This is a genomic window from Acidiphilium sp. MT5 (genome assembly GCF_054767495.1).
On sequence record NZ_BAABMR010000001.1, the window covers coordinates 164,313 to 177,356 of the forward strand.

General features: G+C 58.9%; 11 protein-coding genes. All 11 read right to left on the reverse strand.

Annotated features, from left to right (window positions below):
• Positions 1-59 precede the first annotated feature (59 nt).
• Genes ftsA through ACYUCQ_RS00825 form a run of 11 tightly spaced genes read right to left on the reverse strand, consistent with a single transcriptional unit; the run spans position 60 to position 13,041 of the window.
• Positions 60-1,361 carry a cell division protein FtsA gene (gene ftsA / locus ACYUCQ_RS00775; protein WP_460252588.1) on the reverse strand — a complete coding sequence of 434 codons (1,302 nt, stop codon included), beginning with the start codon at positions 1,359-1,361 and terminating at the stop codon, positions 60-62.
• Positions 1,362-1,374: 13 nt separating this feature from the next.
• Positions 1,375-2,235 (reverse strand): cell division protein FtsQ/DivIB, encoded by an 861-nt coding sequence (locus tag ACYUCQ_RS00780; protein WP_460252589.1) that lies wholly within the window; start codon positions 2,233-2,235, stop codon positions 1,375-1,377.
• A complete protein-coding gene (locus ACYUCQ_RS00785) occupies positions 2,223-3,128 on the reverse strand; it encodes a D-alanine--D-alanine ligase (protein ID WP_460252590.1) in 906 nt (301 codons plus the stop codon). The genes ACYUCQ_RS00780 and ACYUCQ_RS00785 overlap by 13 nt, the downstream gene beginning before the upstream one ends.
• Entirely contained in the window at positions 3,125-4,036 is a 912-nt protein-coding gene (gene murB, locus ACYUCQ_RS00790; protein WP_460252591.1) for a UDP-N-acetylmuramate dehydrogenase, read from the reverse strand. The genes ACYUCQ_RS00785 and murB overlap by 4 nt, the downstream gene beginning before the upstream one ends.
• Positions 4,037-4,044: 8 nt before the next feature.
• Positions 4,045-5,484 (reverse strand): UDP-N-acetylmuramate--L-alanine ligase, encoded by a 1,440-nt coding sequence (gene murC, locus ACYUCQ_RS00795; protein ID WP_460252592.1) that lies wholly within the window; start codon positions 5,482-5,484, stop codon positions 4,045-4,047.
• A complete protein-coding gene (locus ACYUCQ_RS00800) occupies positions 5,481-6,563 on the reverse strand; it encodes a UDP-N-acetylglucosamine--N-acetylmuramyl-(pentapeptide) pyrophosphoryl-undecaprenol N-acetylglucosamine transferase (RefSeq protein ID WP_460252593.1) in 1,083 nt (360 codons plus the stop codon). Before ACYUCQ_RS00800 ends, murC begins: the two co-directional genes overlap by 4 nt.
• 11 nt (positions 6,564-6,574) lie before the next feature.
• Positions 6,575-7,753 carry an FtsW/RodA/SpoVE family cell cycle protein gene (locus ACYUCQ_RS00805; RefSeq protein ID WP_460252594.1) on the reverse strand — a complete coding sequence of 393 codons (1,179 nt, stop codon included), beginning with the start codon at positions 7,751-7,753 and terminating at the stop codon, positions 6,575-6,577.
• Positions 7,753-9,147 (reverse strand): UDP-N-acetylmuramoyl-L-alanine--D-glutamate ligase, encoded by a 1,395-nt coding sequence (murD, locus tag ACYUCQ_RS00810; RefSeq protein ID WP_460252595.1) that lies wholly within the window; start codon positions 9,145-9,147, stop codon positions 7,753-7,755. Before murD ends, ACYUCQ_RS00805 begins: the two co-directional genes overlap by 1 nt.
• A complete protein-coding gene (mraY, locus tag ACYUCQ_RS00815) occupies positions 9,144-10,232 on the reverse strand; it encodes a phospho-N-acetylmuramoyl-pentapeptide-transferase (protein ID WP_460252596.1) in 1,089 nt (362 codons plus the stop codon). Before mraY ends, murD begins: the two co-directional genes overlap by 4 nt.
• Entirely contained in the window at positions 10,232-11,593 is a 1,362-nt protein-coding gene (locus tag ACYUCQ_RS00820; RefSeq protein ID WP_460252597.1) for a UDP-N-acetylmuramoyl-tripeptide--D-alanyl-D-alanine ligase, read from the reverse strand. The genes mraY and ACYUCQ_RS00820 overlap by 1 nt, the downstream gene beginning before the upstream one ends.
• The gene (locus ACYUCQ_RS00825) at positions 11,590-13,041 is read right to left on the reverse strand and encodes a UDP-N-acetylmuramoyl-L-alanyl-D-glutamate--2,6-diaminopimelate ligase (protein ID WP_460252598.1); all 1,452 of its coding nucleotides are present in this window, start codon (positions 13,039-13,041) and stop codon (positions 11,590-11,592) included. The genes ACYUCQ_RS00820 and ACYUCQ_RS00825 overlap by 4 nt, the downstream gene beginning before the upstream one ends.
• Positions 13,042-13,044 lie beyond the last annotated feature (3 nt).

Below are 13,044 nucleotides of genomic sequence, written 5' to 3' on the forward strand. Positions count from 1 at the left end.
AACTCCTTAGGAAAGATTGAGGGATAGCGAAACGACAAGCCACTGAGCCGGAGCGCACATCACAATCGCTCCTGCAAAAACGCTTTAATTTTGCCGAATGGACCGCGCCGTGGTTCATGCGACAAATCAAGATCATGCAAGGTCTGACCATCGCCGGTGGCAAACGCCAGCAAGCCGGTTAGGGTCGAAAAATTGGGGCCGGTGGCGCTGTCAGGCAGGCCAATCACACCGAACGGCCGGCCAATGCGCACTTGCCGCTTCAGAATTTCCGCAGCCAGCTCCCGTGCGCCGACCAGCTGCGCCGCACCGCCGGTCAACACCACGCGGTTGCCCGCAGCACGACCAAGGCCGGAGGTGTCAATCCGGTCGCGCACCAACTCAAAAATCTCTTCAAGCCGTGGGCGGATCACTGAAACCAAAGCGCTACGCGGCACTTTCGCAATCTGGTGTTCGGCCTCACCGACCATCGGCACCGGCAGCATTTCGCGCGCATCATCGGGGCTGGGTTGGCAGGTGCCGTACAGCGTCTTCAGCCGCTCGGCATGCGCAACATGCGTGGAGAGCAGCCGCGCCACATCATTGGTGACGTGCTGGCCGCCCACGGGCAATTGCGCGGTGTGCAAAACCTGGCCTTCGGCGAATACCGCCAATGTGGTGGTGCCACCCCCCATATCGATCACAATCGAGCCCAAGGTGCGTTCATCTTCCACGAGTGTGGCTAACCCCGAGGCGAAAGGAGCTGATACCATCGCGGTGATTTCCAACTCGCAACGCGCCAAACAAGCCGCCACACTCTTGATTGCGGTGCGGGACGCATCCACCACGTGTAGCCGCGCCGTTAGTGTTTCGCAAAACAGCCCGCGCGGATCGGCAACGCCATCGGTTTCATCGGTGGCAAAGCCGAGCGGCAGCACATGGATGGTGCAGCGCCCCTCGGCATTAGCCCGAGCGCGCGCCTCGCGCACCACCCGGCGGATATCGTCCTCCATCACCGGCCGACCATCAATGGGCCATTGCACATTGAACAACCGGCTTTCCGGCTGGCCGCAGGATAAATTGACCACCACTGATTTCAGCCTGGTATCGGCCATATCCTCTGCCGCACCGACGGCTGCACGAATCGCCCGCTCCGCCTCATCCAAATCGACGATGCCGCCTGATTTGATCCCGCGGCTCTTTTGCCAGCCAAAGCCCAAGGCCCTGAGCCGCCCATCGCTTTCTGCGCGACCAATCATGCAGGCAATTTTCGATGAGCCGATGTCAAGCACACCAAATGGTCCGGTGCGGGTCGGACGAGGCCGCATTTCCACATTGCGCGGCGGCGGCGGGTTGATGCCGGTGCGATTGGATAGGTCGTTCATGGACAGACCTCCTTCATGAGTGCTTCGGCTTGATGGTGGTGGCGGCGGGTTGGACGTATGGCTTCACGATCAAACGGTCATGTAACCGCAAATCGATCATCCGCACGGGCCGATCAAGGATGGCAATTTTATCATTGGCCCGATGCAAAAGTGCCAGCGCTGCATTCACATGTCGCGATGGAAGCTCAACCACGGCATGATCGCGCAGAATCAAGTTCCAGCGCAGATTATCGATCCATTCGGCGGCGATCACCGCCGCGCCGATTGCCGCGTGGCGTTGCAGTAAGGTTAACAACGCACCGGCATGCGCTGGTGCCTGCGCACCGACAAACAACAATAAGCCAGGGTCACGCGCATGCGCCGCAGTGCCACCGCGTGCCTCAATCACCGATCCATCAGTGCCAATCAAGGCAAATCCATGATCGGGCCGTTGCCAAATTCCAGCGGGGGCGCGCTCATCAATACGAATACGCACGGTCGCCGGCAGGAGACGCTCGACGACGGCTTGACGCACCACGCCGAGCTGCTCCAACGTCCGCGCCGAGCGGCTCGGGATCACATCGAAAATTGGCATGCCATCGCGCAACCCTAACGCCGCCTCGATTGCCGGTTTTGGGGTCGTGATGGCGCCGTCGATGACCACGTGCTGGACCCGGAATCCCATATCTGCCAAGGTCACGATAGCCGCCTGGCGCATGACATTGTGCGACCCGCCAGCAATCATCCGCCAGCCAATAGGCAGCGCTAATAATAATGATCCACCCAACGTGAGCAGCGCCACCGGCTTGAGCACACGCCGCGCCCGCCGCATCAGCAAGGTGCGCTCGCTTGGCCGATCCTGAATTTTTCGGCTTTTTGGCTTCATTCGCGGCATGTTGCGCGCTCCACCATCCAGGCACAGAGGGTCGGAAAATCAATGCCGCACAGGGCCGCTTGCTCAGGCAGTAGCGAGGTTCGGGTCATTCCTGGCTGGGTATTCACCTCCAGCAGAATCAGTCGCCCTTGCGCAACATCATAACGAAAATCAGCGCGCGAAGCCCCTCGACATCCTAACGCACGATGCGCTGACAGGGCGATATGCTTTGCTTGTTCGGCCAATTCGGGATCGATTTGCGCAGGCACCTCATGGCGCGAACCACCATCGGCATATTTTGCCTGATAATCATAAAACCCGTCAGCAAAAATTTCGGTCACCGCCAGCGCGCGATCATCAAGCACACTCACCGTGAGTTCTCGCCCGGCCACATAATCTTCGGCCATGACCAAATTGCCATAGGCCCATTCGCTCGCGATTGCTGCGCGGCGGTTATCGAGGGCTTTGACAATATGCACACCGACCGATGAGCCTTCGTTAATCGGTTTGAGCACATAAGGAGGGGGCAACGGGTCGGCTTCGGCCAGTTCGGTGATCGGCACAATCCGATGAGGCGCAACCGGCAATCCAGCCGCCGCAAAAACGGCTTTAGCCGCGGCTTTATCCATCGCCAGCGCAGAGGCCCGCACCCCCGAATGCGTATAGGGAATGCCCATGTAATCAAGCACACCTTGGATTGTGCCGTCTTCGCCAAACCGCCCATGAAGCGCGTTGAACACGGCATCTGGGGCTGGCGTGAGTGCGGCAATCAGCGCCGCAAGATCAGCGTTTACCTCGATCGGCGTGACTTGGTATCCGGTGGAACGCAATGCCGTCACCACTTGCGCACCTGTCGCGAGACTAACGTCACGTTCGGCCGAAATGCCGCCCATCAGTACTGCGATGTGTTTCATTTGGCACCGCCCGGCACACCAATGCGCTTGATTTCCCACGTCAGTTCAACGCCGAAAGTCGCTTGAACGCGCAACCGCACCGCTTCGCCTAACGCTTCAAGGTCAGCGGCAGAGGCGTTTCCTCGGTTGATGAGGAAATTGCAATGCTTTTCGGAAACTTGGGCATCACCATGGACCATGCCCCGGCAACCGGCCTGATCGATCAATTGCCAGGCTTTATGGTCAATCGGATTACGAAACGTTGATCCGCCGGTGCGCGCGCGCACCGGTTGTGTGGCTTCGCGTTGCGCCTTGATGGCATTCATCCGGGCGATAACCACTGTCTGATCGTCGGGAGTAGCGCGTAGCCGTGCACGCACCACGATGCCACCCGGCGGCAAGCGTGCATGGCGATAATCAAGGCCTAATTCACCCGCCGAATAGCGCGCCAAGGTTCCATCCGGCCCAATAATCTCGGCCCAATCGAGCACGGAGCGGATATCGCTGCCGTAGGCGCCCGCATTCATCGCGATGGCACCCCCCAATGATCCTGGAATACCCGATAAAAATTCCAATCCACCCAGCCCAGCCATCGCCGCATGTTCGGCAATCGTGCTGTCCAACGCTGCAGCACCCGCGATAATACCGTCCGGCTCGATGCCGATGGTGCTGAAACCACGGCCCAGCTTAACCACCAAACCCGGTATACCACCATCGCGAATGATGATATTTGATGCCGCGCCCAAAATGGTCACCGGCCATTCCGGCGAAGCTGCGCTCAGGCAGGTTACCAAATCTTCGATATCGGCAGGCCGCACCAGCAATTCAGCCGGGCCACCCACGCGAAACCAAGTTCCAGCCGCAAGCGGCGCATCAGCGATCACCCGCCCGCGCAACGGCGGCAACGCAGCATGCCAGGGGGCTGCCATCGCATGCATCATGCAGCGCCCCCCAAACCGCGGCGGTTCGGATCACTGAGCGCCTGCAATTGCTGTGGCAAAGCCTGCGCCCAGGCGGTAATGTTGCCGGCACCCAGGCACACAACATAGTCACCCGGCTTGGCAATCGCCTTGACCATCTCTGCCAAATATTCAGAATTCGCTAGCGGAACGACTGAACGATGACCATGGGCCCGCAGCCCATCGACCAGCGCATCGCGGTTCACGCCCTCAATTGGGGCTTCACCGGCGGGGTATACGTCGGCCACGATAACGGTTCCCGCATCATTCATGCAGGTGCAAAATTCTTCGAACAACGAAGCCAAACGCGAATAACGATGGGGCTGTACCACGGCAATAACATCACGCGCTCCCGCTTGCCGCGCCGCCTTTAGCACCGCGGCGATTTCCACCGGATGGTGTCCGTAATCATCGATGATGGTAACCCCACCAAGTTCGCCAACTTTGGTAAAGCGCCTTTTAACACCACGGAAATTACCCAGCGCAGCCCGGAGATGATCCTCATGCACGCCCATCTCGACGCCAATCGTGATCGCGGCCAAAGCGTTCTGCACATTATGGTTGCCCAGCATCGGCAACCGCAGCCGGTTGATCCGGCGCTCGCGCCCACCAAGCCGATTCGACAGCCGAACTTCGAACGTCGCGCCGTTGCGATCGGCCATGATGCGCTCAGCGCGCACATCGGCCTGCGGGGAAAACCCATAGGTAATGATGCGATGGTCAGACAGATCAGGGATCATTTGCTGAACCGCCGGGTGATCGACGCACAGAACGGCGAAGCCGTAGAATGGAATGTTCGAGACGAATTGCCGATAGCCCGCCTCCATCGCCGCGTGCGATCCCCAATGATCCAAATGCTCCGGATCCATATTCGTCACCACGGCAATAACAGCGGGGAGCCGTAAAAAGGTGCCGTCGCTTTCATCAGCTTCGACCACCATCCAATCCCCCTGACCGGATCGGGTATTGGTGCCGTAGGCGTTGATAATGCCGCCATTGATCACGGTCGGATCAAACCCGCCCCCTTCCAGCACCGCCGCTACGAGGCTGGTTGTCGTGGTTTTGCCATGCGTCCCCCCGATCGCGATCGACCAGCGCAGCCGCATCAATTCGCCTAACATTTCTGCCCGGCGAACAACCGGGATCAGCCGTGCCCTGGCCGTCGCGACTTCAGGATTATCACGCGGCACGGCTGTGGAAACCACAACCACCTGCGCAGACCCCAAATTTGCCGCGTCATGGCCGATCATCACCGGTATGCCGGCTGCCCGCAATCGCGCAACATTAGCGCTTTCCGCAATATCCGAGCCTTGCACGGCATATCCGAGCGTGTGCAAAACCTCGGCGATGCCCGACATGCCAATTCCGCCGATTCCAACGAAATGGATAATTCCGATCGAGAGTGGCATGGCCCTCATTGCACAATCTCCGCCATTACCAAGGCCGCCAATTGGTCCGCGGCGTCGATAATTCCGAAAGCGGCTGCCGCACGCGCCATATCGAACCGTTTTTGTGGATTGTCTAACAATTCAGTAAGAACTTGGGCGAAAGCAGCGGCCGTCAGGTTGGCTTGATCCAACCGGATCGCACCGCCAGCGCGCACCAGGGATTGCGCGTTAGCCCGTTGGTCCGCGTTAATTGCCAGCGGAATCAAAACGGCAGGTCGCCCGATGACCGCGATTTCGGCAACGGTCGAACCGCCAGCCCGCGCAATTACCAATTGCGAACGGGCCATTTCAAGCGCAACATTTTCGATGAATGGCACCAATACCGCTTTGATGCCGGCTTGCGCGAGTCGTTCTCGTGCCGATGCCAAACCGGCTGATGGGCACTGCATGATGATCTGCAGCCGGGCGCGCAGCCGCTCGGGCAATAGAGCCAAGGCGTCAGGCACCAACGTTGCAAAAGCCAATGCCCCGAGCGAGCCGCCCATCACCAGAAGATTGAGTTGGACACCGTCGTCGTGATAGGGCGCAGCGGCTTGGGCAATAATCGCGGCGCGCACAGGATTGCCGGTGACCCGCGCGACACAGCCTGGTGGCACACCTTGCGTTTCTGCAAAACTCAACGCCAATATGTCAGCAAAGCGAGCGAGCAGTTGATTGGCCCGGCCCAATGCGGCGTTTTGATCATGCAAAACAATCTTTGGGCGGGCCGATAATGTCCGCGCGGCTAACACGGGGGCGACCGACGGATAACCACCAAACCCTACCACGACCCGAGGCTTTGCGGCGGCCATGATCCGTCGCGCCTGAAGCACACCACCGGCGATCCGCGCGATGCTGCGTGCGGCCCGTATCGGGGACCGCCCAACAACACCGGAACCGCCGATGATATGCTGCTCACAAGTCCGGAATACGGCGCTCTCTTGCGGTCGTGAGCGCGCATCCGTGAGTAGGATGACCCGCTGGCCGTGCCGGATCAAGCGATCGGCCAGGGCTTCGGCTGGCAACACATGTCCACCAGTACCTCCGGCGGCGATCACAACCGGCGGCATGTTGACCTCATTCATGCCGCACCGCGCTGGCGCGTTGGCGGCGCGAAAGGAGGTTCATCCAAAATTTTGCTGGTCGCGAAAACTCCTTGCCGCTTGCGCGTCAAGGCTAACAACAATCCGGTATGCAGCCCCATCGCTAAAACCGCGGAACCACCATAGGAAATAAACGGGAGTGTCATCCCTTTAGTCGGTATCAGCGAGAGGGAGGACGCCATATTGACGAAAGCTTGCAAGCCAAAGCTCACCAGCAAACCTGATGCGGCCAAAGCAACAAATAAATCATTTTCACGGCGGAGCCTCAATAATCCGCGGAGCACCACGAAGGCGAACAACCCAACAATGGCAAGACAGACAATCAGTCCAAATTCCTCGCCAACCACGGCGAATACGAAATCGGCGCGCGCATCGGGTAGGAAATGCTTCACCTGACCCTCGCCAGGGCCACGGCCCCACAAGCCACCATTACCAAAGGCCGACAGCGCGGTAATTGCCTGATACGCATTATCACGTGCAGGATGCATAAATAATTCATACCGTGCATGCACGTGCGGGATAAAAATGATCGCGGCAACCAAGGCCCCAATCAGCCCCGCACCACCGGCGACAACCCAACCGAGGGCAATGCCATCCAAAACCAACTGCGCAAATACGGTGCTGCCGACGAGCAACATGGAGCCAATATCAGGTTGTTTCAGCAATATCGCCAAAACCAGCCCGTTGAGCCCGAGGGTTGCCCACATGCCAGCAAAACCCGGCGTGCGCCGCCGCTCCGCCAGAAGCCACGCGGTGACGACGATCAACGCTGGCTTTAGAAATTCTGCAGGCTGGATGGTGAAGCCCGGCAAGGCAATCCAGCGCCGCCCACCAGCGATCACCACGCCATGAACCAAAGTGAAAGCCGTCAGGAGCAGAAACACAATGCCCACGCCAAGGGCCGTCAGTTTCACCTGTTGCAGATCGAGCATCGACGCGCCGATCATCGCCCCAGCCGCCAGCATCAAGTAAAAAATCTGCTTGATCATGATCAGCGTATGGGGATCCGCCAGCGATAATGTAGTGGCCGGCGTGGCGGCCAACGCCATGTAATAACCAATCCCGATCAGCGCGACCAAGGCAGCCAAGGTCCAGCGATCAACGCTCCACCACCAGCGCCCGACTACCGAATTATCCGCGCGCGATACCCGGGCCATTATGCGGCTCCCCCGGAGTGATGTTCGGCCAATTGATGCACCAGCGCCGCAAACTTCTGGCCACGGGCTTCATAATTGGCAAATTGATCGAAACTCGCGCAAGCGGGGGACAACAACACGGTCGGCACATTTTGTGCCCGTGCGAGGGCCAATCCACTCTCAACCGCGTGATCGAGCGTGTCCACGACCGAATGCGCGACGCCGTTTGCGCTGAGGGTATTGGCAAAATCGGCAGCCGCTTGGCCGATCAACAAAGCGTGTGCCACACGCGGGAAATACGGCGCCAGCGATGTAATACCACCCGATTTAGCAACGCCACCGGCAATCCAAATCACCCGTTCGTGACAAGCCAATGCGCGCGCTGCTGCATCAGCATTGGTTGCCTTGCTGTCATTGATAAAGGAAATCCCGTCAATTTCCGCGATCAAAGCTTGACGATGAGGAAGTCCTGGAAAATCTAACAAGGCCGGACCAATGACGGAGCGCGGCACGCCAACCGCCATGGCCAGAGCGCTCGCTGCTGCGGCATTCTGCGCGTTGTGCGTGCCGGGCAAGGCTCGCGCCATGGCCAAATGAGCGAGCGCGCCACGCTGATCCCGCAACACCCCATTTTGCGCGTAAAGGTCAGCGGGCTGATCGCCGGAGATGCGAATCATCGGCACCGGACGGCTGGCCATTTGCGCTGCGATGAGGTCTGACGCCGGGTCATCGATGCCGATTACCGTCGTATCAGCCTGGGTTTGGCGCGCAAAAATGCCTGCCTTTACAGTGGCATAATCAGCGAAACTCCCATGGCGGTCGAGGTGGTCGGGGCTTAGATTCAGCATTACCGCTGCATTGAAGCGCATCGTTGCGATTCGCTCCAACATGTAGCTGGACATTTCGAGCACATAAAAGCCGGTTTTATCCAGCAGCGGCAAAGCGAGCGCGGCCGGCCCCAAATTGCCCCCGGCGGCCACGGACATGCCCGCGCGCTGCAAAATATGCGCAGTGAGGGCGGTGGTGGTCGATTTACCGTTGGTGCCGGTAATACCAATAAATTTCGCTTCCGACCCGGCGCGCCGCACAGCGATGAAGAGCGCCTCGGCGTCAGACCAGATCGGAACTCCCCGCGCAAGGATCTGCGCTGCTTGCGGATGTGGCTTGGGTAAGCGGTGCGGAATGCCTGGCGACAAAATCAACGCGGTCAATGAGGCTGTGTGCGCGGGGAGGGCCACCCGTAACCCTTCGCGCGCCGCTGCGGCGCGGGCTTCGGGCTGATCATCCCACACGGTCACCATAGCGCCCATCGAGCGCAAGGCGAGCGCTGCTGGCAGGCCGTTGCGTCCCAAGCCGAGCACGGCGAACACATCGCCCGCGAAGACGGCAGGCCATGACAAATTATTCGCGGTCATCGGATTTTCAGGGTCGAAAGACCCACTAACGCCAGTATCATCGCGATAATCCAAAATCGGATCACGATTGTTGGCTCCGCCCAGCCTTTTTTCTCAAAATGGTGATGGAGCGGTGCCATCAAGAACACACGTCGGCCGGTGCGCTTGTACCAAAATACCTGGACGATTACTGAAACGGTTTCAACAACGAACAGGCCGCCGACGATTCCCAACACAATCTCGTTTTTTGTTGCAACCGCTACGGATCCGAGAGCGCCGCCGAGAGCCAGTGACCCAGTATCCCCCATGAATACGGCCGCCGGCGGTGCATTAAACCACAAAAACCCCAACCCCGAGCCAATCAAGGCCGCACAAAATACCGCGAGTTCACCGGCGCCAGGCACAAAATTGATTTGCAGATAATGCGCGAAAATCCGGTTGCCGACCAAATAAGCGATCAAGGCGAATGCACCGGCGGCAATAATCGTCGGCACAATGGCAAGGCCGTCAAGCCCATCGGTCAAATTCACGGCGTTGGAAGCGCCAACCATGACGACCATGGCGAAGACCGGAAAGGCTAGTCCGAGCCCGATGAGCAAATGTTTGAAAACAGGAACTGCAAGATCATTGGCGATCGCCGGAGGCATCAAACGGGTAATCCAAACGGCGGCGGCCAGGCCGATGATCGCTTGGACAATCATTTTGATGCGGCCGGCAACACCTTTGGTGTTGCGCTTTGTCAGCTTCAAAAAATCATCAGCAAAGCCGAGGGCCCCATAACCCAAAGTGACGAACAATACCGCCCAGACATAGCCATTTTCTAAGTCGGCCCAGAGCAATGTCGATGTGGTGAGCGCGATCAGGATCAGCACGCCGCCCATTGTGGGGGTGCCTTTTTTCTCGATTAAATGACGCTCCGGTCCATCGGTCCTGATCGGTTGGCCGTTACGCTGGAGCGATTTGAGCCAAGCGATCAGCCGTGGTCCCGAAATGAAGCTGACAATCAGCGCGGTCAGCCCAGCGCCACCCGCCCGGAAGGTGATATATCGAAACAGGTTGAGGGCATGGAATGCGGCAATATGCGGCAACAGCAGGGCATATAACATTAATTGCCCTCCGCTAATGCGGCAATAATCGTCCGCATCCCGCTGCCGTTGCTGCCTTTGACTAACACAACGTCGCCATCGCGCAAGGCGGCACAGACCTGCGGGGCAAGGGCGGCTGCGCTCGCAGCCCAAGCGCCTTGGCGGTCTGCCGGCAATAAATCAAACATTGCGCGCATCTCAGCACCGCACGCGAAGATCACGTCAGCATGGGCGGCCACGGGTTCGGCTAAAGCGGCATGTTCACTCTCGGAGAAGTCGCCGAGTTCGAGCATGTCGCCGAGAACAACCACATGACGGCCTGGCTGTAAGGCCAAAACGTCCAATGCAGCGCGCACAGAAGCGCCCGAGGCGTTATAGCTCTCATCCAGAATTGTGATATCCATGCCTTGACGCTGCAGCTTCAGTTTTGCGCCACGGCCGCCAAGGGGCGCGAACCCGTTCAAGGAGGCCGCCGCATCGGTCACGTCAAGATCCATCGCCGCCGCTGCCGCCAGTGCCGCGAGGGCATTTTGCGCCATATGGTGACCCGGGGCGCGCAATCGGCATCGCACCACCGTTCCCAAAATTCGCGCAGTGATATCGACACCTTCAGGATCATTTTCGACATCGAGTAAACGCGCCTCGTCGGCCATGTCGGTGCCAAAGGTGATGATCCGCATGGTTGGACCAACACGGCGCGCCATGATCGGCAGAAATGGACCGCGCGGGAGCACGGCGGTGCCATACGGCAATAACCCACGCAGTAAGTCGCTTTTTTCTTCGGCAATCGCTTCGAGCGAGCCCATGGCGCCAATATGCGTCGCGGCGATTGTGGTGATGACACCGACATGGGGACGGCTCATTCTTGCCAAGGGTGCAATTTCACCTGGGTGATTCATGCCGATCTCTAAGACCGCGTATGCCGCATCGCGCGGCATTCTCGCTAATGTCAGTGGCACACCGATATGATTATTATGGGAAGCATCGGCGGCATGGGTGGGGCCGAATGCGTTGAGAATTCGCCGTAGCATCTCTTTGGTTGTCGATTTGCCAACGCTGCCGGTCACGGCGGCAACTTTCGCCGATGAGCGTGCCCGGGCAAAGTCGCCCAACCGTTCCAATGCGGCGAGCGTGTCGGGCACTTGCAATAATGGCTGATCGGCGGTTAGGGCGTTCCGCGACACCACCGCGCCTGCCGCGCCATTGGCTAAGGCGGAAATAACGAAATCATGACCATCGCGTTGATCTTGGAGTGCGACAAAAAGATCTCCCACACTCAATGTTCGCGAATCAATCGCGATTCCATCGGCCTCGAACCGTGGTCCAACGAAAGACCCATTGGTTGCAATTTGCAGCTCATCCGCCGTCCATAGCGCCGTCATCCAACCAGCTCCGTAATTACCGCAGCGTCGTCGAACGGGATCGTTGTCCGACCGATAATCTGTCCCTGCTCATGGCCTTTGCCCGCAACCACAATCACATCCCCGGACTGCGCGAGATTGAGCGCTTCAGCGATGGCCTGACGCCGATCAGCAAGCTCAATAGCATCCGGGCATGATGCCTTGATCGCAGAACGGATCAAGGCTGGATCTTCATGCCTTGGATTATCATCGGTGATTACCGTCAAATCCGCGAGACGGGCGGCAACGGCTCCCATCAAAGGGCGCTTGCCCGCATCTCGATTGCCACCCGCCCCGAACACCACAATTAAGCGGCCCGGCGTGTGAGGACGCAACGCGGTCAAAAGGCGCTCCAGCGCATCGGGTGTATGGGCGTAATCGACATAAACGCACACGCCATTTGGCAAGTTGGTAACAAGCTGCAACCGGCCACGAACGGGCTGCAAGTCGGCAAGATAGTCTAATGCGCGGTCAATACCGGTTGCGCGTGCCAAAGCTGCCGCCAATAACGCATTATCTGCCTGAAATCGCCCGACCAGTTTCAGATCGATTATGTGGCGTACGCCATCGACGGCAATGTCCAAGATTTGACCATCCGGCGTCGGGGTTGTGCTGACCAAATCGATTGCCGAACCGTTGGGTCCAACACTCATCAGTTCCAAGCGACGTGTTTTGGCGATCAACTCCAATGCTGCCCGGGTCGTCGGCTCCAAATCGCTCATCGTGACCATCGGTGCGCCGCTTGGCAGCAGCGTATCAAACAGGCGTAATTTTGCCGCCCGATATGACGCCATATCACCATGGTAATCGAGATGATCGCGCGTGAGATTGGTAAAAGCAGCGCCGATCAGCGTGATCCCATCAAGACGCCTTTGGTCTAGCCCATGTGATGAGGCTTCCAAAGCCACGTCATCAATGCCGGCGGCGCGCAACCGCGCCAATTCACCGGCTAGGGCGACGGGATCAGGCGTCGTCAGGCTTTCGGTAATCGGAAAACCTGAAGCGATAAGACCCAGTGTGCCAAGGGATGCTGCTTTACGCCCGTCGGCGACACTCATTTGCCGCAGAAAATCCACGCTCGAGCTTTTGCCGTTCGTGCCGGTTACGGCTCTGATCCGGCGCGGCATTGGCCCTGCCAAATGAACAGCGATTTCGGCAAGGCGTTTGCGGGGATCAGCATCAAGCAAAAGAGGGCGCGGGGGAGTGCCAGGAGGCCATTGCGTGCCCAGCGGTGCTAAAACGGCGGCTGCACCCTGGCCCACCGCCGCTGCGATAAAGTCGCGGCCATCAGCGCGCGTTCCCGGCAAGGCAGCAAAAATCATTTTTGGCCGCACCTGCCGACTATCGGCGGTAATGCCGACAATATCGATGTCTGGGGCCAGCCGCCATGCCGGTGGTATCCCATCCAATCGCGTTGCGAGGCGCGTCATGAT